This is a genomic window from Enterobacter cloacae complex sp. EB5 (assembly GCF_031432835.1).
GTDB classification, from domain to species: domain Bacteria; phylum Pseudomonadota; class Gammaproteobacteria; order Enterobacterales; family Enterobacteriaceae; genus Enterobacter; species Enterobacter hormaechei_C.
In genome coordinates, this window is record NZ_CP133860.1 from 4,418,760 (window position 1) to 4,441,614 (window position 22,855).

Here is a 22,855-nt window from a genome sequence, read left to right on the forward strand (position 1 = left end):
GGAAGAGGTATCTATGGATTTTAATCATATTGCGCGCGAGCTTATTCCGCTGCTCGGTGGCAAAGAGAACATCGCCAGCGCGGCACATTGCGCCACGCGCCTTCGTCTGGTGCTGGTCGATGATGCGCTTGCCGACCAGCAGGCTATCGGCAAGGTTGAAGGCGTGAAAGGCTGTTTTCGAAACGCCGGGCAGATGCAGGTGATCTTCGGCACCGGGGTGGTGAATAAGGTTTACGCCGCGTTTATTCAGGCGGCTGGGATTAGCGAGTCCAGTAAATCGGAAGCGGCGGATATTGCGGCCCGCAAGCTGAACCCGTTCCAGCGTATCGCGCGTCTGCTCTCCAACATCTTCGTGCCGATTATCCCGGCGATCGTGGCTTCGGGTCTGCTGATGGGCCTGTTGGGGATGGTTAAAACCTACGGCTGGGTTAATCCGGATAACGCGCTCTATATCATGCTGGATATGTGCAGCTCGGCGGCGTTTATTATTCTGCCGATCCTGATTGGCTTCACCGCCGCGCGGGAGTTTGGCGGCAACCCCTATCTGGGGGCTACGCTCGGCGGCATTCTGACGCACCCGGCGCTGACCAACGCCTGGGGCGTAGCGTCCGGCTTCCACACCATGAACTTCTTCGGTCTTGAAATCGCCATGATTGGCTATCAGGGAACCGTCTTCCCGGTGCTGCTGGCGGTGTGGTTTATGAGCATTGTGGAAAAACAGCTGCGCCGGGCAATACCGGATGCGTTAGATCTGATCCTGACGCCGTTCCTGACCGTCATTATCTCCGGCTTCATAGCGCTGTTGATTATTGGCCCGGCGGGACGCGCGCTGGGCGACGGGATCTCCTTCATTCTCAGCACCCTGATTGCCCACGCGGGCTGGCTGGCCGGGCTGCTGTTTGGTGGGCTCTATTCGGTGATTGTCATTACCGGCATTCACCACAGCTTCCACGCCATTGAAGCCGGGCTGCTGGGTAATCCGTCGATTGGCGTTAACTTCCTGCTGCCGATCTGGGCGATGGCGAACGTGGCGCAGGGCGGGGCGTGTCTGGCGGTGTGGTTCAAAACCCGCGATGCCAAAATCAAAGCCATTACCTTACCGTCGGCGTTTTCCGCGATGCTTGGCATCACCGAAGCGGCAATTTTTGGCATCAACCTGCGTTTTGTGAAGCCGTTTATCGCGGCGCTGATCGGTGGCGCAGCGGGCGGTGCCTGGGTGGTGTCGGTGCATGTCTACATGACCGCCGTTGGCCTGACCGCGCTTCCCGGCATGGCGATTGTCCAGGCCAGCTCACTGCTCAACTATATTATCGGCATGGTGATTGCGTTTGGCGTGGCGTTCACCGTCTCTCTGCTGCTGAAATATAAAACGGACTCTGAATAATGACCTTATCTTCCCGCTGGCCTGCCGTGTTGCAGGCCGTGATGCAAGGCCAGCCGCGTGCGCTGGCGGACAGCCACTATCCGCAGTGGCATCCCGCGCCGGTGACGGGGCTCATGAACGATCCGAACGGGTTTATCTGGTTTGCCGGGCGCTACCATCTGTTTTATCAGTGGAACCCGCTGGGCTGCGATCATCGCTACAAGTGCTGGGGGCACTGGAGCTCAGCAGATCTGGTGCACTGGCAGCACGAGCCAATGGCGCTGATGCCTGACGAAGAGTATGACCGCAATGGCTGTTACTCCGGCAGCGCCGTGGTTAACAACGGCGTGCTGACCCTGTGCTATACCGGCAACGTTAAGTTTGACGATGGCGGCCGCACCGCCTGGCAGTGTCTGGCGGTGCAAAATGACGATGGCACGTTTGCCAAACTGGGACCGGTGCTGCCCCTGCCGGACGGGTACACCGGGCACGTCCGCGATCCAAAAGTGTGGCGCCATGACGGGCTGTGGTACATGGTGCTCGGCGCGCAGGATCGACAGCAGCGCGGCAAGGTGCTGCTGTTTACGTCAGCCGATTTACACACCTGGGCGTCCTGCGGCGAAATCGCTGGTCACGGCGTCAACGGACTGACGGACGCGGGCTATATGTGGGAGTGCCCGGATCTGTTTGCGCTTGATGGCACACACGTCTTGATCTGCTGCCCGCAGGGGCTGGCGCGCGAACCGCATCGCTATCTCAACACCTATCCGGCCGTCTGGATGAGCGGCGCATTTGATTATCAGACGCCTGCATTTGCGCACGGCGAGCTGCATGAGCTTGACGCCGGTTTCGAATTTTACGCGCCGCAAACCACGGTGGCAGAAGATGGCCGCCGCATCCTCATCGGCTGGATGGGTGTGCCGGACGGCGAAGAGATGCTCCAGCCTACGCGGGCGCACGGCTGGATCCACCAGATGACCTGTCCTCGCGAGCTGCGCTACCGCGACGGTAAGCTCTGGCAAACCCCGGTCCGTGAGCTGGAAACGCTGCGCGAGGATGAACATCACTGGCAGGGACGCGCCAGCGATGCCCCGGTGCTGGCGGGAGCGCGTCTTGAGTTCGAACTGAGCGCATCGAGCGTGAACGTGGATTTTGCCGGCGCGTTGCGGCTGATTGTGAATGATGAGGGGATCCGCCTGGAACGCGCCAGCCTGGAAACCGGAGAGACGCTGACCCGCTACTGGCAGGGCAATGTTCATCATTTACGCGTGCTGTGCGACCGTTCCAGCGTCGAAATATTCATCAATCACGGTGAAGGCGTCATGAGCAGCCGCTATTTTCCTGACCATCCGGCCCAGGTACGCTTCGAAGGTGCGTCCGACATCACATTACGCTACTGGTCGCTGCGCAGCTGCATGATAGAATAAAGGTTTTGGCAGCCGGATCTAAGTCGTTGTGAGAAAAACAAAACGCGTCACCATTAAAGATATCGCGGAGCTGGCGGGGGTTTCAAAAGCCACCGCCAGTCTGGTTCTGAACGGCCGCAGCAAAGAGCTTCGGGTGGCGGAGGAGACGCGCGAGCGCGTGCTGGCGATTGCCAAAGAACATCATTATCAGCCCAGCATTCACGCCCGTTCGCTGCGGGACAACCGCAGCCACACCATTGGTCTGGTGGTGCCGGAAATCACCAACTACGGGTTTGCCGTTTTTTCTCATGAGCTGGAGACCCTTTGCCGAGAGGCGGGTGTTCAGCTGCTGATCTCCTGTAGCGATGAAAATCCGGGCCAGGAGACGGTGGTGGTCAATAACATGGTGGCCCGCCAGGTGGACGGGCTGATTGTCGCCTCCAGCATGCTCAACGACGCGGACTATCAAAAGCTGAGCGAACAGTTACCCGTTGTGCTCTTTGACCGTCATATGAACGACAGTTCTCTGCCGCTGGTTCTCACCGATTCAATTACCCCAACCGCCACACTGGTGGCCGACATCGCGCGCCAGCATCCGGATGAGTTTTATTTCCTCGGCGGTCAGCCGCGGCTTTCCCCGACGCGTGACCGTCTTGAAGGGTTTAAGCAGGGGCTGCGTGACGCTGGCGTCGAGTTACGTCCGGAGTGGATCATTCATGGTAATTACCATCCGAGCTCCGGCTACGAAATGTTTGCCGAGCTTTGCGCGCGCCTGGGCCGCCCGCCAAAAGCCCTCTTTACCGCCGCTTGCGGTCTGCTGGAAGGGGTGTTGCGCTATATGGGGCAACATAATCTGCTGCAAAGCGATATGCGTCTGGCCAGCTTTGACGATCACTATCTCTATGATTCTCTGACCATTCCTGTCGATACCGTTCGTCAGGATAACCGCCAGCTCGCCTGGCACTGCTTTGATCTGATTGGCAAACTGATTGAAGGGGAAACGCCGGAGCCGATCCAGCGTAAGCTGGATGCCACCCTGCAACGGCGATACAAGGCCGTGGAGTGACAGGGTAACGTCTGAGGGTGAGATCAATAACTTTAATTAATTAAAGATTGGATTCAGCCGGTAACCAAAGGGAAATTATATCCCTGAGGTGTGTTATGTCGTTGAAAAAATCATCCCTGATTATCCTGTTTTCCCTGCTTTTCTTCTTTGTGGCCAGCACTATCACCAGCGTTGGGCTCATCATTAAAAGTAATACTTCGCTGGATAATGTGAACAAAGAAATTCAGGTGGTTTTGTCCATTATTGATCCCATTAACCACAGTCGAACCCTGCGCGTCAGGGTTATGGAGTATGTGAAAATGGTGGAAGCGGGGGACGCTACTGCCTGCGTCAGATGTGCTGAATACATCCCCCGCTGCGCTGTATTTTGTTCTTGCATATGCCTATCTCCGGGCAAAAGGAGTCCCCACGCTGTAAGGCGCGTAATTAGTCGAATCCAGATTAATTAATGTAAATACTGCTCAGGTTTTACCGAGGTTAAAATAGTTGGGGCGTACTCAAAAAGGCTGAACAGCTCTTGCAGAGCGCGGAAAAGTTTGTCACGCCAGTAACAGTCCTCTTCATTCAAACGCCAGTGCGGCATCATAAATTCCTGCTCTGTCAGTCCCGCATGAAGATACAGTGAGCGCCTTTGACTAACGGTCAGGCGGCTGATGAAAGTTGCTTTTGACGCGCCAAGTTGGCGGTGCCGGGAAAATGCAGTTCTCAATTCATCAAGCGCACAAACAAGACGCTCACGATCGGCTTCGGTCATTTCCTCTAACGCATGACAGAGTGCCGCTGTTTTAATTGAGCGTGGAAACAAACCGTAAGACGCTCCCGCTCCATCATCTGACTGTAAAAATCGCAAGTGTCCTGTCAGCGAGGCTGAGCCAGATACTTGCAGACTAAACCGCGAAGTGCTGTTGGTTGCTTCTGGATCACATCAAGTGTCATTACCGTCATAACCACAGTCCTCTCTTTTTGACTAAGCGACGAAGCTTCTCGATAACACCCGTCTTACGGGTTCGGATGATGATGCCCTTGCGTCCGCGACCGTGAGTGATAGTGAAGTTGATCGGATGAGGGTTTTCTCTTCGAAGCAACTGTGCAATACAACGAGGTTCATTCTTCATACTGGCTCCCCTAATCCGAGCCACATCAGCCAAACATGCCGCGTGATGCTCAGGCCGTCAGGGTCACCCGTAAGGTGACTGATGAGGTCAACGTATACGAGGAAGATATCGAGAGGGTTATCGGGATTTATGCCCCTCATCTCGGGGCTCATCGTGTCCATGTAACCCGTACAGCCGAATGGCGCATCGTTCCAAAGGTTTTGGCCGTTGAGCCTTTGACCTTAAAAAGCGGCTCTGCCACGCCTCGGAGTCCTGTCAATAACTGTGGAAAGCTTACCGCCGGGGACGATTCAGTTATGACCCCCACACAGTCTGAGCAAGCCGCAGCGGTGTTAAATCTAATTGAGCGCGGGGTTATCGGCTGGAATGAGCCAGACGCCGTGAAAGTACTGAACGGCGCGTTAAAAGCTGGAAGGCCTCGCAAGAATCCTCAACAAAGAAGCAATGCATCGCTCAAAACGAGCGAGCAAGCGCCCTCAGCTAGGATGACTAAGCCCGAAAGGGAGCGTGTGGCGAAAATTCGTTTCGATTTGAGTCAGAAGGGCATTGCCTTAGACAATCGTGAATTAGAGCTCTTGGCTCGTGGTGCTACCTTAATTCTGGGCGAATTAGTGCTGACCTGCCCCCACGATTAGATACAACACTCAGTTAGTAACGTCGGAATCTTCATTCTCAGAATGACCCTTTCTCCAGCCCGCTGCAAATTCAGACGGTGTCTGATAATTCAGCGTGGAGTGCGGGCGGCATTCGTTATAATCCTGCCGCCAGTCATTAATAATTTTCCTGGCATGAACGATATCGCTGAACCAGTGCTCATTCAAACATTCATCGCGAAATCGTCCGTTAAAGCTCTCAATAAATCCGTTCTGCGTTGGCTTGCCCGGCTGGATTAAGCGCAACTCAACACCATGCTCAAAGGCCCATTGATCCAGTGCACGGCAAGTGAACTCCGGCCCCTGGTCAGTTCTTATCGTCGCCGGATAGCCTCGAAACAGTGCAATGCTGTCCAGAATACGCGTGACCTGAACGCCTGAAATCCCAAAGGCAACAGTGACCGTCAGGCATTCCTTTGTGAAATCATCGACGCAGGTAAGACACTTGATCCTGCGACCGGTGGAAAGTGCGTCCATGACGAAATCCATCGACCAGGTCAGATTGGGCGCCGCCGGACGGAGCAGCGGCAGACGTTCTGTTGCCAGCCCTTTACGACGTCTTCTGCGTTTTACGCCCAGGCCACTGAGGTGATAAAGCCGGTACACGCGCTTATGATTAACATGAAGCCCTTCACGGCGCAGCAACTGCCAAATACGACGGTAGCCAAAACGCCTGCGCTCCAGTGCCAGCTCAGTGATGCGCCCTGATAAATGCGCATCAGCAGCCGGACGGTGAGCCTCATAGCGGCAGGTCGACAGGGATAAACCTGTAAGCCTGCAGGCACGACGTTGCGACAGACCGGTCGCATCACACATCAACATCACGGCTTCCCGCTTCTGGTCTGTCGTCAGTACTTTCGCCCAAGAGCCACCTGAAGCGCCTCTTTATCCAGCATGGCTTCGGCAAGCAGCTTCTTGAGTCTGGTGTTCTCTTCCTCAAGCGACTTCAGGCGCTTAACTTCAGGCACCTCCATACCGCCATACTTCTTACGCCAGGTGTAAAACGTGGCATCGGAAATGGCATGCTTGCGGCAGAGTTCACGGGCGGGTACCCCAGCTTCGGCTTCGCGGAGAATACTGATGATCTGTTCGTCGGAAAAACGCTTCTTCATGGGGATGTCCTCATGTGGCTTATGAAGACATTACTAACATCGGGGTGTACTAATCAACGGGGAGCAGGTCAGCGCGTCTGTGCGCGTGGTGGGGTGCTGTTGGATGCGGTCAGCAATGAGGTGTTGGCGCGTTTCATTGTATCGCCGGGTGAAGTCGTGCCAGCGCCGCCGCACCCGACCCAATCAGGCCAGCAACAAATCCACTGGATGTGACCAAAAGAAAGCCCCGCAAATGCGGGGCCATAGGAGTTAGGGGGGTGACCTATTTGTATTATACAATATACAAATATCAGCCTAAGCTGACTATGGTGCTAGTTTAGTGCTATTCAATTATTTGCAAATATCAATTAAAAACTCAATTGATGTTCTTAATTCTGATTCTGTAAATTTGTTACCGGAGTCAGGATGGTGAATTGCATTTCGAATATAGGTGCAAAGTGTTTCATAGGTTGTGGTTAAATGATTAGAGAGTTTGGCATGCTTTAAAGGATCATAATTTGAATGATTCTTTATAAAATCATCGCAACGCTTAACTGAGTTTAGATTCTCTTTGTCCTGAAGCCAGCCATAGAGCTCAATATGATAATCGTTTGATACAACATCAAAAGCAAAATAGTTTGTTTCAGCTGACGTAATCGAAGGTAATACTGTTGGAGCATCAATATTGCGACATTCAATAGTACCATTTTTCTCAACAAGAGTCACTACAATATTATCTGTGGTATTAGCTAGGGCTTCTTTAAGGACGTGATCTGAATGAGTTGCAAATATAATTTGCGCAGTTTGTTGATTAGCTTTGAAAAATAAGCTTTGATAATAACTTAGTATCTTCTTTTCCCATTTAGGGTGCATGCTTAATTCAGGTTCATCTATCATGATAACAGCACCATCTAAGGCATTTGTATTTCTGAGTAAAAAAATACCTCTAAATACAACCTGCTTTTCGCCTGTGCTTAACTTATCAATTGGAATTGACTTACCATTCTTTGAGAATAAAATTGATTTCTCACCATCCTTATCAGCTACTTTTTCATACTTCATTTTATCAAAGAAGGCATCAAACGCGTTTTTGAATCTAAATAATTTAGATGTTGGATAAAAAACATCCCAAGGCTGGGGATTGTTGCCGAGAACTATATTTGTTTCGACATAATCGGAACTGTCTTGATTAACTACATCAACGATTAATTGTTTTAAAGAAGTAAAATCATCTAAAACATCGACATCATGTGTAATTTTATCAAGCTCGCTAATAGTCGTCGATATGATTGGTTGAGTCTTATAATCAGAGCGAGCTCGAGAGTAAACGCAACCGTATCGCCTAAGATCCTGTTCATCTGAATTTATAAGTTCAGAACTATACGATTTGTCATATCTGATTTGCTTGATATTGTTATTTTCATCAGAGATTTGGAAAAAGTTACCATAATTATTTCTATCAATTAATTTTGATGTTTTAAATATATTGTCACCTATTTGGTATTCAATGTAATCAAAGCCATCATGAGAGCCATAGTTTAATACTTGACTTATTTCATCAAGGATTGTCGATTTTCCAGTACCATTTTCGCCAGCCAATAAGATGGTGTTGTAAGGTTTATTTGTTTGAGAATTAACAAAATCGAGAAAGAGGTTACCAAGAACTGTATGGTTATTCCATTTGATTTTTCTAAGTTTCATGTTGATACTCACGTTGATCGTAAAAATAGAGGTTAATTGACTTCATGAAAAATATATTGCACCCATATGCGCGTTGAATACAAGGTTAATATTTTGTCGCAGGTCTATTTATAATACGTAATATCTAATTATTATTAATTAATGTCAAAAGACATAATGCTCGCTAATCTCTTTAAAAATTATGAACATCAGATTTATCATCGACATTATCTGAAAAATCGACAATTGTAAATCTATCGTGTGGTTCTCTCAACCGAAGAAGAAGCCCGCGTATGCGGTACTTCTCATATCAATGTGGTCAATATGTGGACACAATTTGAAATAAATTCCTTTATTTCAGAGTGTTGAGTGTTTTCAAAAAGCTCCTGAGGGAGCCTTTTTAATGTCTGCATGTAGCCGCTGCACAATCTTCTTCAGCCATTACTGTTATCCCTACAAAGCCGCTATCACATAAATTTTATCTTTCCCCGGCAATATTTCTGTTCCTCATCCGTCTACCTCATCAGAGACCATAATCATTCAACATAAACGAGGTACACATGAGAAATTTTGATATGCACGGAAAAGGTCACGGGCGTGGTTTGGGCCGCCATCGTATGGGTAAGGGCATCGTGATTGGCGCAGTCCTCTTCGTGGTGCTTGGCCTGCTGGTCATGTCCCTGTGGAACGCGTTGCTCCCGGCCATCCTGGGGGTAAAAGCCATTGGCTTCTGGCAGGCGCTGGGGATCCTGCTGCTGAGCCGCATTCTTTTCGGTGGGCTGGGTTTCCGTCCTGGCATGTTCGGTGCGCACCGCCGTATGCACGAACAATGGATGAATATGAGCCCCGAACAACGAGAGGCCTTCATTCAACAGCGTCGGGCAGGGTTTGGGCGCCACGGTCATTGCCGCTGGCACGATGGCCGGGATGAAAAGCGAGATGATAACGGTGCGAAAGCGCCGGAAGCCGAGTGAGCGATATGAAAGCCGGTGAGGCGGGGGAATCATTACTGATCTCGGCACTCAATGCCTGCCGCACGCGGCTAAAAGCCTTCATTCGCGGACGGACTGCGGTTCGTGATGATGTCGATGATATTCTTCAGGAAGTGACCTGGCAGTTGATGAAAGTGGAACAGCCGGTCGAGAACGTCGCCGCCTGGCTGTTTCGCGCCGCACGAAATGAGATGATCGACCGGGCGCGAAAAAAGCACGAGGTTTCACTGCCGGGGTACCTGACAGCAGATGACGAGGACTTTCCGGAGCAGGAGATTGCAGAAACGTTATTCGGCGTACCGCAAACGCCGGAGGAGGAGTATCTCAACATGCTGCTATGGGAGGAGTTGGGGCAAGCCCTGTCGGAACTGCCGTCACCTCAGCGCGAGGTGTTTGAAAAAACGGAATTTGAGGGCTACAGCATGAAGGTGCTGGCAGAGGAAACAGGCGACAGTGTGCAGGCGTTATTATCCCGCAAACACAAAGCCGTGCGATTTTTGCGTAGTCGCCTCAAGGATATTTATGAAGCGTTGACAGGGCAATAAACTTCGACCACTCTGAAAAACAATATTTTAAAGGGGTCGTTATGCTTCAACGGTTAGCAAAGAAAAAGGTGCTGTTACTCTCTGCTCTGATGGTTTCAGGGCTGGTCAGGGCAGAGGAGTCGCTTCCGGATGTGGTGAAGCACTTCAGTGAACAGCAGGACATCAAAATCATCAAGAAAATTGACGCCCCCGGCGGCGCGCCAGCGTGGCTGGGGCAATATCAGGATATGGGCGTGACGCTCTTTCTGACCCCTGACGGAAAGCACGTCGTGTCTGGCTATCTTTATGATGAGAAGGGAACCAACCTCAGCGAAGCCTTTTTCCAGAAAGAGATCTACGCCCCGATGGGCCGCGAGATGTGGAAAAAGCTCAATGCCGCGCATCCCCTGAAAGAGGGCGCGGAGAGTGCCCCGCGCAAAGTCTTCGTCTTTGCCGACCCGTTCTGCCCGTACTGCAAGCAGTTCTGGGCTGAAGCGCAGCCGTGGGTGAAGGCCGGGAAGGTTCAGCTCAACACGCTGCTGGTTGCGTTTCTTAACCCGAACAGCGGGCGTAACGCCTCCGCGATCCTGAATGCGAAAGATCCGGTGTCGGCCTGGAAAGCGTACGAGCTGTCCGGCGGTAAAAAGCTGCCGAAACCTGAAGGAGCGGCGTCCCGGGAAACCGTTGAGATCCTGCAAAATCACCAGACGCTCATGGACAGTCTCGGCGCGAATGCCACACCGGCTATTTATTACCTGAATGAGCAAAACGAACTACAACAGGTCGTGGGTATGCCAGACGCAAAACAGCTTGAGGCGATGTTCGGGCCGAAGCCGTAAAAAGAAAGGCAGAAACAGGACGTTTCTGCCTTATTTCAGTTAACTACCCCAGCGTCCCCGGAGGTAATTTACCGCCTCCTGCGTCTGCGGCTGGTTAAGATAGTCTTCACGGAACAGGATGGTGCCCTTAACGTCTGGCAGTGAATCGTTGAGGTCGAGCTGTTTTTTCAGCTCCGGTACGCCGCCGTTCACCGTCCAGTCCGGTTCGTTTCTGGAAGGCGCGCCCACTTTGTAGAACGCGATCCCGATATACAGGCGGGTATGGGTCGGTTTCACCACGTCAGCCCACCATTTTGTCAGCACATCGTAACGTGCCGCGTCGCGGGCGAAGGGCCAGTAGATCTGCGGCGCAATGTAATCCAGTAAACCCTGCTGTACCCATTTGCGCGTGTCAGCGTAGGACTCATCGTAGGCTGCGGCGCCGCGCGTGTCCGAGCCTGCCGGGTCGAAGGAGCGATTGCGCCAGACCCCCGCCGGGCTAACGCCAAATTCGACATCAGGTTTAGCCTGCTTGATCGCCCTTGAGACCTGCACAATCAACTGCTGCGTATTGTGTCGACGCCAGTCTGCTTTTGACGCAAATCCTTCGCCATAGCGCCTGAAGGTCCAGGCATCATTCAGGGGGGAGCCCGGCGTCTCGGTGTAAAAATAGTCATCAAACTGAACGCCATCGACAGGGTAGTGATTCACCACTTCCATCACCACCTGGGTTATCCAGTCCCGCACGTCGGGAATGCCCGGGTCGAGAACAAAACGATCCCCCGAGGTGCGGATCCACTCCGGATGCTGGACGTACACGCTGGAAGGATGAAGCGATGAGGTACGGTTAAGCGCGGCGATGGTCGACGGCTTCGTGTTGGTGGAAACGCGGTACGGGTTAAACCACGCGTGAACCTTCATCCCACGCTTGTGCGCTTCATCCAGCATAAACTGGAGCGGATCGTAACCGGGATCTTCCCCGATAGTTCCCGTCAGGGTATCTGACCACGGCAGTATTTTAGAGGCCCACAGCGCCGTACTGTCCGGTTTTACCTGAAAGAAGACGGTGTTGATCCCAAGATTTTTCAGCTTATCGAGTTTGTCCGTCAGCGCCTTCTGTTGCTGGGCAATACGCTGGTCCGCGCTACGGCCATTCACCGATGACACGGGAGGCCAGTCGAGACGGGAGACGGTCGCCAGCCAGATCCCGCGCATGGGTTCGTTGGTCTGCTGTACAGGTTTCGCCTGCGGCATCGGGGTAACGAGTGATTTGGGTGGTTTGGAAGTGCAACTTACCAGTAAAAGCGCGCAGCCAAGCAGCGCGCCAGTCCGTTTTACGTGTCGCATCATTTGCGTGTTAGCTCCTGGGTGTCCGGCTATCCGTCCAGGGATTAAACGCCGGTTCGTCCTGTTCCCCGTTACCGTCATCGTGAAGAGAGTCGAGGTAGAGGGCTTCAACTTCCGCCCGCGCCCATGGGGTGCGGCGCAGGAACTTCAGACTCGATTTAACGCTCGGGTCTTTGCGAAAACAGTTGATTTTGATTCGGTTGCCCAGTTCATTCCAGCCATATCGCGCAACCAGCGCGTTAACCTGCATTTCGAGGGTTACGCCATGCAAAGGATCGTTGGAAATATGTGCTGTCATAGGCGTCCGGTAGTCTCATTTTTTATGGGGATGTGATAAACGCTCAAAGGTTACAAGAAAGCAGGGGACGCGGCAATTTCAGCGTGAGGTTCTTCACCCGTGAAGGGTGAAGAAGATTTTCCGGTTAACGCTATTTTTTAAACAGTTCAGGCGCCCACGGCGTCGGGTCTACCTCCATAAAAGGCGCACGCTCAAAGCGGGACTTCAGTGCCCAGGGCACCGTACAGTCGAAAATCGTTTTGCAGGTGATCCCGTTGCCACGAATGGAGGGGCTGTAGTCCGGCGTCTGAGACGGATCGAGCTGGTGTCCGCGGATCCCCGGCAGATGGGTGATGCTGACATCGCCCTGCATACGGGTGGTCATCGCCCACAGGATGTCGTCGCTGTCGAAAATATCCACATCTTCGTCGACGAGAATAATGTTTTTAAGCTCGGAGTAGGTGGCTAACGCAATGAGTGCCGCCTGACCCTGACGCCCTTCGTCAGAAGGCTGGAGTTTTTTCACCTGCAATACGCCAAGGAATTTCCCACCGCCAGCGGTATGCGCATAGACGTTTTGCAGAAAACCGGGGATGGCTTCTTCCACCGCATTCCGGATGCTGGCCTCCGTTGGCAAACCGGCCAGCGTGGTGTGCTCTTCGCCAGGTCCCACCAGAGTTTGCAGAATCGCCTGATGACGCATCGTGACGGCCTTCACTTTGATTACCGGTAAGGAGGGGTTAGCCTCCCCGCAGTAGCCGGGAAATTCCGGCATCGCGTGCCCGGTGTGGGTATGCTGATCTTCTTCTACACGCACGCCCGGCAGCAGTTCGCCTTCGATGATAATTTCCGCACGCGCTATCGCTTTTTCATTTACGGCCACACCCTGCACCAGCTCGACGGGGGTCTGACGTAACGCGCCGGCGACACCCAGCTCGTTGTAGCCGAAGGGAGTGGTAGGGGCTTCGAAACAGGCGCCAATATAGATAGCGGGATCGAGACCCATATTGATCGTGACCGGCAACGGTTTGCCCGCCTCCTCGGCTTTCTTACGGAACACCTCTATATGGCGGCCCGCGGCAAGGAACATGGAGAGCTCATCGCGCTCCTGAACGCAAAGACGGTGAATAGTGACATCGGTCAGGGAGGCATCTTCCGGATCGCTTGCCAGCACCAGCCCCAGACAGAAGAACGGACCGGCATCTATCGGCGTGTTGGTCGGTGCCGGAAGCAATTTACGCAGATCGAAGTCCGGATCGTCGGCATAAAACACCTGTTCCTGACACGGCGCCTGGGCCGCCGGAACCACAACGGGAGCAATCGGGTTTTTCACGGCCTGGCCGACGTGTTTTGCCAGTTCAGAGGGCTCGCAGCCCAACAGGAGCGCCGCCCGCTCGCGGCTGGCGTGCATTCCGACCAGAATACGGGAGTCGGGATACCCCTTTATAGCGTTAAACATCATCGCCGGGCCGATGCGCGTCGGACGTTTTACCGTGCCGCCAGCACCAATGTGCCGGTACACACCTGCCAGCTCCGCGTCAGGATCGACCGGATGGCTGGTTTCAAGGTATTGACCTTCATGGCGTTTGAGCAGTTCGATAGCACTTCTGAGATCGTTGATGTGGTTTTCCATATTTTCCCCCTCGGATGAATGCTTCCATTCTTAACCGGACGAAGAGGGCTATCAATTGCATCATTTATGCTATTTTAATATGAATTTTATTATCAATAGTGAAGGCACAGTATGCAGTTTCGACTGATGCGCAATTTTATCGTGGTGGCGGAAGAGCTTCACATGCATCGTGCGGCGGAGCGCCTTAGCATGGCGCAGCCCGCGCTGAGCCAGCAGATAAAAACGCTGGAAGATCGTCTGGGGGTAATGCTCTTTAGCCGGGCGAATCGTCGCCTGACGCTGACGCCAGCCGGTGAGGCATTTCTCAGTAAAGCCAGAGTCGCGATTTTAATGACCGATCAGGCGATTCTGGATGCCAGACAGACGGCCAGAGGGGAACAGGGCGTGCTGAATCTCGGATGTGTTTCAAGCGCGATATTCGACAGTAAGCTGCCCGCCGCGCTGCGGCTTTTACATGAGAAATGGCCAGCTATCAGCCTTTCCATGATGACGGGAAACGTGCAAACCCTTTATACCGGCGTGCAAAGCAACCAGCTGGATGTGGCCATTATTCGTGCCCCGTTACCGCTATTGCCTGACGATCTGCAAAGCCGTCCTTTCACAACGGAAAAAGCCGTGCTGGCCTTACCTCGTCAACACAGTCTGGCGAGCTCCGCCGCGCTGACGCTTGCGTCGGTGAAAGAGGAGAAGTGGATCGCCCTGCGCGACCCGGAGGGGATGGGACTGGAACAATATTTCTATGATGCCTGCCACAGCGCGGGCATACAGCCTGACGTTGTGCAAAATGCCACCGATGTCCCCACGGTGATAAGCCTCGTCTCGGCAGGGTTTGGCATCGCCATGCTGCCCGCCTCAGCGAAGGCGATATGCGTACAAAACGTCGTCTTTGTGGATATTCTTGACCGACTCCGGGAGAGTGAGCTGACGCTGGTTTGCCACCGGATTATTCGCTCTGAGGTGCTGAAAAAATTGATGAGCATCCTCGATCATACCTGACGTCCGGCGGCCTGAAGAAGCTGTTCACGTAGCCAGCGGTTAGCCGGATCCTGGCTGTTTTTCGGGTGCCAGTACATACCGATAACGATCGGCGGGAGATCCAGCGGCGGCGGAAAAATATCAAGCGTTTGCGTAAAACGTAGCAACATGCGTCTGGGTAGGGTGCAGAGCAAATCGGTACCGGCAACAATCGCAGGCGCCATCGCATAGCTTTGCGTCGACATCACCACGTTACGCTGGTGGCCAAGCCCCGCCAGATGCTGATCGACAAAGCCTGCGAACGGGTCGCCCTCGGATGAAACCACCAGGTGGGAAAGGCTGCAATAGCTTTCCAGATCCATCGGCCCCGTACCGCGCGGATGGCCTTTACGCTGGGCTGTGGCATATTCATCGTCAAACAGCTTGCGTCTGATCCATGCATCGTGCGCCCCCGCATTAACGCCGACATAAATATCCACATCGCCATTTTCCATCTGTGCTGGCAGCAGCTGGGTTTCCGGGAGTGCAAAACGCAGGCGTATGCCTGGTGCCGCACTGCTAATCTGATTCTGTAGCTCAGCCCCCAGCATCAGCGCCGGGTTCTCGTGCAGGGCAATCACAAAGGTGCGGTTGCTGTCCTGCGCGTTGAACGTGGAGGGTTCAAGCATCGCTGATATACCCTGCAAAACCGTCGCGACCTGCGGCCTTAACGCCTCGGCGCGCGGCGTTGGTAACACCCCACGTCCGTGTGGGGAAGGGACAAACAGCGGCTCACCGAACAACACGCGCAGGCGCGCAAGGCGAGCAGACATCGCCGGCTGGCTGATGCCCAGCCGCGCGGCCGCATGGGTGATATTCTGGTCCCTGAGTAACGCATCCAGCGTCAGGATCAGGTCCATATCCATATCGGAGGGGGACATCTTATTTTGCGTCACGGTTGGTATAGGTCACCGGAACCCACGCGTAGCCTTCCCGCTCACCTTTCGTCACATAGCCGATCCCGGGGAAAGGCAGATGTGGCGCCGCAATCAGATCTTTGTTTTTCACAAACTCAGCGAAAGCTGCGTTGCGTACCCGGGCGGCACCGTCCTGATCCTCATCGTAAGCAATCGTCACGTTGGGCTGCGGGAACTGAACCGCGGCAACGTGAATGATGTCGCCGACAAACGTCATTTTTTCACCTTTGCTCTCCAGCGTGTAGAACGCGGACCCTGGGGTGTGGCCCGGGTGAACCGTCCCGCTGATGCCCGGCAGAAGCTTTTCCGTGCCGGAGAAGGTCGTCACTTTTCCGGCATCCAGATAGGGCTTTAAGGTCTTGTGCGCGACGTCGAAGTAGTTCTGGTCATAGCCAGACTTTTTCTGGTTCTCGTCGTTAAAGAAGAAATCGATATCCGGTTTGCCGACATAGACCTGCGCGCGGGTAAACACGCGCTGACCGTCTTTAACCAGGCCGCCAGCGTGATCGGAGTGCGCATGGGTGATAAGGATATCGGTAATATCCTGCGGTTTAATGCCCTGCGTCGCCAGGCTCTCAATCAGCCGCCCGCCTTTGCCGGGGCCAAACAGCTGACCGGAACCGGTATCCACCAGAATTTTGTGGCCGGGGATGGCGATATAGAACGCGTTAATCGACGCTTCCACCGGATTGGCCTGGAAGTTTTTAGCCAGTAACGCATCGGTATTTTCTGCCGTCGTCCGGCGCAGTAAGGCGTGCAGATCCTGCGGCACGCTGCCGTCCGTAAAGGCGGTGACAATCGTATCGCCAACCTGAACGCTGTAGCCGCCAGCCTGCTGTTTCACCACATGCTGCGGAACGCTGGCCACCGCGTGGGTCGCGGGAAAGAATAAAACCGAACCGGTCAACAGGGTTGATATCGCAAGTTTTTTCACAGTAAACATGATGGGCTCCTCAATAGTAAGTTCATCATAGTTCAACTGAGATTTTTGAGAACCGCCGGGAAGTGAATGTGACCTATCCATGGAATGGATAGGTCTGAGAGGATGCTTTACAGTACGCCGGTACCGCCGTCAGAGCACCATACTTGCCCGGAGGCGTATGAGCAGGTATCGGAGGCAAACAGCACATACAGCGGTGCGATTTCAACCGGCTGGCCCGGTCTGCCCAGGGGCGTATCTTCCCCGAACTTCTGAACTTTGGACTGCGGCTGACCGCCGCTGGACTGAAGAGGCGTCCAGTATGGGCCAGGCGCGACGGCATTCACCCGAATGCCACGCGGTCCCAGCTGCTGGGCCAGAGACTTGGTAAAGGCCACGTTACAGGCTTTGGTTTGCGCATAGTCCACCAGGATCGCGCTCGGTTTAAACGCCTGAACGGAAGTGGTGTTGATGATCACGGCGCCTTCCTGCAAATGGCGCAGCGCAGCTTTGGTGATCCAGAAGGGGGCATAGACGTTGGTCTTAAACGTCGCGTCAAAATCTGCCGTGGTGAGATCGTCGATCGATTCGCAGTACTGCTGGCGTCCGGCGTTGTTCACCAGGATATCCAGGCCACCCAGTTCCGCGACGGCTTTTTCCACCAGCGTATCGCAGAACGACTCCACGCGAATGTCGCCCGGAATGGCGACCGCTTTACGGCCTTCAGCCTGAATCAGCGCAATGACCGATGCCGCATCGGACTCCTCTTCCGGCAAATAGCCAATAGCGACATCCGCACCTTCACGGGCATAGGCGATCGCTACCGCGCGACCAATTCCGGAATCACCGCCGGTAATCAGCGCTTTTTTTCCTGCCAGTTTTCCAGACCCGATATAACTTGTTTCACCATGATCCGGTATTGGCTTCATTTCCGATGCCAGCCCGGGGGCCCTTTGCGGTTGTTCAGCAAACGGTGGACGAGGGTAATGCAGCGTGTGATTATTTCCTGTAGACATACCGGCCTCCTTAATAGTGAATTCCAAGATTAGTCGTTAATTAAACGTAAGCGGGCAAAATTGACAAATTCAGACAAATCTATCTTCCGGTAGCGGATATAAAATATTTTCTCAAGCCAGCATGTAATACCAGAAAAGGGCGACCTCATCTTTTTCCGGCAGGGCGTTGTAAAGATAGCGATCGTAACCGCCCAGAATAAAGCCATAGTGACGATAGAACAGACAGGCAGAAACATTAACGTTTTGCGTCTCCAGCCGTAAGCCGGGCGCATTGAGGCTTCGCGCCCAGACGTGGGTGGCGGACATCAGCTTGTGCGCCGCGCCCGTACGACGTTTTGAACGCTCCACGGCAATGTAATCCACCGAAATAAATTTATTCCAGTTGCAGGACGCGGTAATAAAACCAGCGATTTCACCGTCATCCGTTTCGGCGATAAGAAATATTGAATCCGGATTAACGCAATGATTTTCCAGCGTCTGGAGATCCAGTTCATAGGTTTTTAGATAAGGTTCGGTCAGCGCCTCGATATGCAAATCACCATTGAGAAATGGCTCTCTTGCAATCTCCTCAACCGTGAAAGAAAAATCACAACATTCAAGACGGGCGAGGTCGGTACTTAATCCTTTTCGAATATGCATAGTATTCCTTAAGTGGGAGTAATAAATAGATAATAGACGAAGCGGCATACCCTGCTGGCATAACACTCTGTAGATCCTGGTCTAAGCTTGTATTTCGTTCCGCGTAAAATGTGGTCATTCGAGGACAATGAATGGAATTCAGAACATGTCGCAGGCACTGGGGTGCTGAGTTTATTTCCGATGACGTTGTACGTTTTCGCGTCTGGGCAGAAGGGCAAAAAGATCTCACGTTGCGTTTAACCGATACCGACATTCCCATGGCGGCGGTGGGCGACGGCTGGTTTCAGATTGATGTGCCCGGCGTCAGGCACGGTACGACGTATCAGTTTGTTTTACAGGATGGAATGGCGGTGCCGGACCCTGCCTCGCGCGCGCAGCAGTCTGACGTCAACGGCCCGTCGGTGGTGATCGACCCGCGTCGCAGCCTGCCCACTCAGCGGGAATGGCAGGGACGACCGTGGGAAGAGACGGTGATCTACGAGCTGCATATCGGCACCTTCACCGGGGAAGGAACCTTCAGAGCGGCCATCGACAAACTGCCTTATCTGGCCGAACTGGGTGTTACGCAACTGGAAGTGATGCCCGTGTCCCAGTTCGGGGGGGCGCGCGGATGGGGGTATGACGGCGTGCTGCTGTATGCCCCGCACTCGGCTTATGGCACACCGGATGATTTTCATGCCTTCATCGATGCCGCCCACGCGCTCGGGCTTTCCGTGGTGCTGGATATTGTACTCAACCACTTTGGCCCGGAAGGGAACTACCTGCCGTTGCTCTCGCCGGCGTTTTTCCATCAGGATCGCATGACCCCGTGGGGCAACGGTATTGCCTATGAGGTTGAGGCCGTCCGGCAATACATCGCTGAGGCGCCGTTATTCTGGCTCTCGGAGTATCATCTTGACGGTCTGCGCTTCGACGCCATCGACCAGATCCATGACGACGCTGAGACCCATATTCTTCCCGAGATAGCGCAACGGATCCGCGACGCATTTCCGGATCGGCATATCCATCTGACCACCGAAGACAGTCGCAACGTGATTTTTCTGCATCCGCGCGATGAGCATGGTCAGACGCCGCTTTTCACCGCCGAATGGAATGATGATTTTCACAACGCCGCGCATGTCTTCGCGACCGGGGAAACACACGCCTACTATCAGGATTTTGCCTTTGAGCCGGAGAAAAAACTGGCGCGGGCGCTGGCAGAGGGCTTTGTCTACCAGGGGGAAATCTCGCTTCAGACCGGGAAATCGCGCGGGGTAGAGTGTCGTGAGCAACCCCCTCAGTTTTTTGTCGATTTTATCCAGAACCACGACCAGGTCGGCAACCGTGCCCAGGGGGAGAGGCTTATCTCTCTGGCAGGCGCGGATAAAACGCGTGTGCTGTTCGCGGCGCTGCTCCTGTCGCCCCATATTCCGCTGCTGTTTATGGGGGAGGAGTATGGCGAAACGCATCCGTTCCTCTTTTTCACCGACTTCCACGGCGACCTGGCGAAAGCCGTGCGGGAAGGGCGCGCGAAAGAGTTTACCGGCCATGCCGGGCACGATGAAACCGTACCGGACCCCAATGACGTCAATACCTTTATGCGGTCGAAGCTTGACTGGAACAAGGCAGACACGGAGGAAGGCAGGGCGTGGCTGCACGTGACGCGCGAACTGATTGCGCTGCGTCAGCGCTTTATCGTCCCGTTACTGAAACAGCGGGGCGCCGTGGAGGGTAACGTCCTGCAAACAGCGCTCGGCATGGTTGCCGTGAGCTGGCGTTTTCCGTCCGGCACGCTGTCGCTGGCGCTGAATATCGGCAAAAAGCCGCTCGCCTTACCGGACCTGCCCGGAAAAACGATCTTTAGCTGGCCGGAGGCAGTCGATAACCTGCCGCCGAACAGCATTATTGTTCGCTTTGCTGATGGAGAAGCAGCGCTATGATCCCTTCCTCTACTTACCGAATTCAGTTTCGCAACGGCATGACCTTCGATCGCGTGGTGGACCTGATTCCGTATATGAAAGACCTTGGAATCAGCCATCTTTACGCGTCGCCTGTTTTCACCGCAACCACGGATTCCACCCACGGCTATGACGTGACCGACCCCAACGAAATCGACCCGGCGATTGGCGGGCGGGAAGGGTTTGACCGCATGGCGGCAGCGCTGAAACAGGCGGGGATGGGGCTGATTCTGGATATCGTTCCTAACCATATGTCGACCTCGCTGGAAAACCGCTGGTGGCGCGATGTTATCGAACACGGCAGGCAGAGCCGCTATGCGGCGTATTTTGATATCGACTGGTCCCGACCGCTGACGTTGCCGTTTCTTGGCGACACCTTTGAAGCCGAGCTGGAGCGGGGGGCTATCACCTTAAAACGTGACAGTGTCACCAACAGCGCAGCGCTGGTTTACTATGATACCGCCTATCCGCTTAATCCCGGCACGTATGCCGAAGGCAAGAGCATCGTTGAGATCCACGAGGCGCAAAGCTGGCGGCTGATGTCCTGGCGGGAAGCGCCGAAACAGCTTTCATGGCGGCGCTTCTTTGAAATCACCGGGCTGGTCGGCGTGCGGGTAGAGGATGAGGCGGTCTTCGCAGACACGCACCGCCTGATCCTTGAGCTTGTCCACGCCGGGGTAGTCGACGGCCTGCGCATTGACCATGTGGATGGGCTTGCCGATCCGCTGGGCTATTTGCAGCGCCTGCGTGCGGCGACCGGGCCGGATTGCTACATCACGGTAGAGAAGATCCTCGCCAAAGGGGAACAGCTTCCTCCGGAGTGGCCGGTCTCGGGGACCACGGGCTATGAGTTCATCGCCTCGCTGGCGGAAGTGCTGGTGGATGATAGCAACCTCTCGCGGCTGGAAACGCTCTACGACGAGACGCTGGCTACGACCGTGGACAGGCAGACGGAACTTCGCAAAGCCAAAGGGCTGATGACCGATCGTAATTTTGAGGGTGAATTTACCACGCTGCTCAAAATAGCCAGCGAGCTGGCCGGGCATAACGGCGCCGAAGTGGAGCATGAGGATATCCGCCATGCCCTGCGCGAGCTGCTTATCGCGTTTCCGGTGTATCGCACCTACGGCACCGGAGAGGGGCTGACGCCACCGGATGTGGCGCTGCTCAGTCGCGTGGTCGCCAGCGTCGACACCTCTGAACCCGCGCTCAGCCTGATCGTGCGTATTCTTACCGGCGATCTGCCGGAGGAGGACCACGCGCTGGCCTCGCTTTTCCGCACCCGTTTTCAGCAACTGACCGGGCCGCTGATGGCGAAATCGGTAGAGGATACGCTGTTCTTCCGCCATAACCTGGAGCTGGCCCTGAACGAAGTCGGCGCCGACCCGACGCCGCGCGCGTTTTCACTTTCCCGTTTTCATCAGGAGATGCGCATTCGTCTTGCCCGCCAGCCCGATGCGCTGCTTGGAACCTCCACCCACGACACCAAACGCGGCGAGGATGCGCGAGCGCGACTATACACTCTGACGGAAGCGCCAGAACTGTGGGGAGAAAACCTGGCGCGCTGGCGGCAGATGAACCAGACGCAGGTCCGATTCCTCAACGACGGCACCGCGCCGAACGCCGCCGACACCTGGATGATCTTCCAGGCGCTGGCGGGCGTCTGGCCAGCCACGCTGTCGCCTGACGATCGTGAGGGTCTTAAGTCACTGGAAGAGCGTTTCCTCGGCTTTATTGAGAAAGCCCTGCGCGAGGCCAAGCAGCGTACCGACTGGATCGACAGCAACGAAGGGTACGAGAGCGTGGTGCTGGACTACGTGCGCCATCTGCTCTCCCCGGATAACACCCTGTTCCTGCGTGATTTCAGTGCCGCACTCCAGCCGTTTATTCGGGCGGGATTAATGAACAGCCTGAGCCAGACGGTGATCAAGCTGACTGCGCCAGGCGTACCGGACATCTACCAGGGCAGCGAAGGGCTTAACTTCAGCCTGGTCGACCCGGATAACCGCCGCGAACCGGATTTCACCGCGCTGGCGAAAAACCTCAGCGCGGCGGATGCAGCACTCTTTAACGATGCGCAACGCTGGCGAGATGGCAGCGTGAAGCAGTACGTCACCGCCACGCTGTTACGGCTGCGGCCGCATTACCCCACGCTTTTCCGCTATGGCGACTGGCTGCCGCTGAAGGTGACCGGCGAGCGGGAGGAGAATCTGATCGTTTATGCCCGCATAAAAGATGACGAGGCGCTGATTGTCGCCGTGCCGCGCCTGGTGTTTGACGTCACCGACAATGCGATGCTTTGGGCCAATACTACCGTGGCCATACCCCAGGAGCTGGCCGGGAAGCACTACCGGGATCTGTTTACCGGTGAGCGCCGCCTTCTGCCAGAGACGCTGGATTTAACGTCTGAAAAGGGATGTTTGTTGGTTCTGCTTACCTGCGACTAAT

Annotated in this window: 18 protein-coding genes and 4 pseudogenes; 12 read left to right on the forward strand and 10 right to left on the reverse strand. The window is 54.4% G+C overall.

Going from position 1 to position 22,855, the window contains the following annotated elements; all coding sequences use genetic code 11:
* The first annotated feature begins 13 nt into the window (after window positions 1–13).
* The 4 genes and pseudogenes from RHN82_RS21240 to RHN82_RS21255 form a co-directional block, all read left to right on the forward strand.
* Window positions 14–1,384, forward strand: a complete 1,371-nt coding sequence (locus RHN82_RS21240) for a sucrose-specific PTS transporter subunit IIBC (RefSeq protein ID WP_003857085.1) — start codon at window positions 14–16, stop codon at window positions 1,382–1,384.
* On the forward strand, window positions 1,384–2,790 hold the full coding sequence (locus tag RHN82_RS21245; RefSeq protein ID WP_047051093.1) for a sucrose-6-phosphate hydrolase: 1,407 nt from the start codon (window positions 1,384–1,386) through the stop codon (window positions 2,788–2,790). The genes RHN82_RS21240 and RHN82_RS21245 overlap by 1 nt, the downstream gene beginning before the upstream one ends.
* 28 nt (window positions 2,791–2,818) lie before the next feature.
* Window positions 2,819–3,835, forward strand: coding sequence for a LacI family DNA-binding transcriptional regulator (locus RHN82_RS21250; protein WP_017693400.1), 1,017 nt, complete (start codon window positions 2,819–2,821; stop codon window positions 3,833–3,835).
* Between the two features lie 95 nt (window positions 3,836–3,930).
* Window positions 3,931–4,155, forward strand: a pseudogene (locus RHN82_RS21255) (methyl-accepting chemotaxis protein); the annotation flags it as partial.
* 125 nt (window positions 4,156–4,280) lie between these two features.
* Here the strand turns inward: RHN82_RS21255 and RHN82_RS21260 are convergent.
* Window positions 4,281–4,780, reverse strand: a pseudogene (locus tag RHN82_RS21260) (replication protein B).
* A gap of 202 nt (window positions 4,781–4,982) precedes the next feature.
* Between RHN82_RS21260 and RHN82_RS21265 the strand changes: the two are divergent.
* Window positions 4,983–5,585, forward strand: a pseudogene (locus tag RHN82_RS21265) (replication endonuclease); the annotation flags it as partial.
* A 9-nt stretch (window positions 5,586–5,594) separates the two neighbouring features.
* On the opposite strand, the gene RHN82_RS21270 reads toward RHN82_RS21265, so the two are convergent.
* A protein-coding gene (locus tag RHN82_RS21270) for an IS3-like element ISSen4 family transposase (RefSeq protein ID WP_085950818.1) occupies window positions 5,595–6,715 on the reverse strand; the annotation gives its coding sequence in 2 pieces (ribosomal slippage) (window positions 5,595–6,457 and window positions 6,457–6,715; 1,122 coding nt in all).
* Between the two features lie 123 nt (window positions 6,716–6,838).
* On the opposite strand from RHN82_RS21270, the pseudogene RHN82_RS24590 reads away from it, so the two are divergent.
* Window positions 6,839–6,928: pseudogene (locus RHN82_RS24590) on the forward strand (transcriptional regulator); the annotation flags it as partial.
* Window positions 6,929–7,045: 117 nt separating this feature from the next.
* On the opposite strand, the gene RHN82_RS21275 reads toward RHN82_RS24590, so the two are convergent.
* Complete coding sequence (locus RHN82_RS21275; RefSeq protein ID WP_047050974.1) at window positions 7,046–8,395, reverse strand: AAA family ATPase; 1,350 nt, start codon at window positions 8,393–8,395, stop codon at window positions 7,046–7,048.
* Window positions 8,396–8,934: 539 nt separating this feature from the next.
* On the opposite strand from RHN82_RS21275, the gene RHN82_RS21280 reads away from it, so the two are divergent.
* The 3 genes from RHN82_RS21280 to dsbG are packed head-to-tail and all read left to right on the forward strand — an operon-like array spanning window position 8,935 to window position 10,729.
* Window positions 8,935–9,348 carry a hypothetical protein gene (locus RHN82_RS21280; RefSeq protein WP_015570500.1) on the forward strand — a complete coding sequence of 138 codons (414 nt, stop codon included), beginning with the start codon at window positions 8,935–8,937 and terminating at the stop codon, window positions 9,346–9,348.
* A gap of 5 nt (window positions 9,349–9,353) precedes the next feature.
* Complete coding sequence (locus tag RHN82_RS21285; RefSeq protein WP_310399376.1) at window positions 9,354–9,911, forward strand: sigma-70 family RNA polymerase sigma factor; 558 nt, start codon at window positions 9,354–9,356, stop codon at window positions 9,909–9,911.
* Between the two features lie 41 nt (window positions 9,912–9,952).
* Window positions 9,953–10,729 carry a thiol:disulfide interchange protein DsbG gene (dsbG, locus tag RHN82_RS21290; RefSeq protein WP_022651212.1) on the forward strand — a complete coding sequence of 259 codons (777 nt, stop codon included), beginning with the start codon at window positions 9,953–9,955 and terminating at the stop codon, window positions 10,727–10,729.
* A 39-nt stretch (window positions 10,730–10,768) separates the two neighbouring features.
* On the opposite strand, the gene RHN82_RS21295 is transcribed toward dsbG, so the two are convergent.
* From RHN82_RS21295 to RHN82_RS21305, 3 genes are all read right to left on the reverse strand, one after another.
* Window positions 10,769–12,058 (reverse strand): glycoside hydrolase family 10 protein, encoded by a 1,290-nt coding sequence (locus tag RHN82_RS21295; protein ID WP_047050969.1) that lies wholly within the window; start codon window positions 12,056–12,058, stop codon window positions 10,769–10,771.
* Between the two features lie 7 nt (window positions 12,059–12,065).
* On the reverse strand, window positions 12,066–12,353 hold the full coding sequence (locus tag RHN82_RS21300) for a VF530 family DNA-binding protein (protein ID WP_000123965.1): 288 nt from the start codon (window positions 12,351–12,353) through the stop codon (window positions 12,066–12,068).
* A gap of 130 nt (window positions 12,354–12,483) precedes the next feature.
* Window positions 12,484–13,965 (reverse strand): UbiD family decarboxylase, encoded by a 1,482-nt coding sequence (locus RHN82_RS21305; RefSeq protein ID WP_047050966.1) that lies wholly within the window; start codon window positions 13,963–13,965, stop codon window positions 12,484–12,486.
* Between the two features lie 111 nt (window positions 13,966–14,076).
* Between RHN82_RS21305 and RHN82_RS21310 the strand changes: the two genes are divergently transcribed.
* Window positions 14,077–14,961: a LysR substrate-binding domain-containing protein gene (locus tag RHN82_RS21310; RefSeq protein WP_047050964.1), complete on the forward strand. Its 885-nt coding sequence runs from the start codon at window positions 14,077–14,079 to the stop codon at window positions 14,959–14,961.
* On the opposite strand, the gene RHN82_RS21315 is transcribed toward RHN82_RS21310, so the two are convergent.
* The 4 genes from RHN82_RS21315 to RHN82_RS21330 form a co-directional block, all read right to left on the reverse strand.
* Window positions 14,952–15,860: a LysR family transcriptional regulator gene (locus RHN82_RS21315; protein WP_047050963.1), complete on the reverse strand. Its 909-nt coding sequence runs from the start codon at window positions 15,858–15,860 to the stop codon at window positions 14,952–14,954. The two genes, RHN82_RS21310 and RHN82_RS21315, sit on opposite strands and share 10 nt — an antisense overlap.
* Window position 15,861: 1 nt before the next feature.
* Window positions 15,862–16,839: an MBL fold metallo-hydrolase gene (locus RHN82_RS21320; protein ID WP_047050961.1), complete on the reverse strand. Its 978-nt coding sequence runs from the start codon at window positions 16,837–16,839 to the stop codon at window positions 15,862–15,864.
* 107 nt (window positions 16,840–16,946) lie between these two features.
* A complete protein-coding gene (locus tag RHN82_RS21325; RefSeq protein WP_022651207.1) occupies window positions 16,947–17,831 on the reverse strand; it encodes an SDR family oxidoreductase in 885 nt (294 codons plus the stop codon).
* 111 nt (window positions 17,832–17,942) lie between these two features.
* Entirely contained in the window at window positions 17,943–18,470 is a 528-nt protein-coding gene (locus RHN82_RS21330; protein ID WP_032648345.1) for a GNAT family N-acetyltransferase, read from the reverse strand.
* A 131-nt stretch (window positions 18,471–18,601) separates the two neighbouring features.
* On the opposite strand from RHN82_RS21330, the gene treZ reads away from it, so the two are divergent.
* Together treZ and treY are read left to right on the forward strand one after the other, a co-directional pair.
* Window positions 18,602–20,389 carry a malto-oligosyltrehalose trehalohydrolase gene (gene treZ, locus RHN82_RS21335; RefSeq protein WP_047050959.1) on the forward strand — a complete coding sequence of 596 codons (1,788 nt, stop codon included), beginning with the start codon at window positions 18,602–18,604 and terminating at the stop codon, window positions 20,387–20,389.
* On the forward strand, window positions 20,386–22,854 hold the full coding sequence (gene treY, locus RHN82_RS21340; protein WP_047050958.1) for a malto-oligosyltrehalose synthase: 2,469 nt from the start codon (window positions 20,386–20,388) through the stop codon (window positions 22,852–22,854). The genes treZ and treY overlap by 4 nt, the downstream gene beginning before the upstream one ends.
* Window position 22,855: the final 1 nt, after the last annotated feature.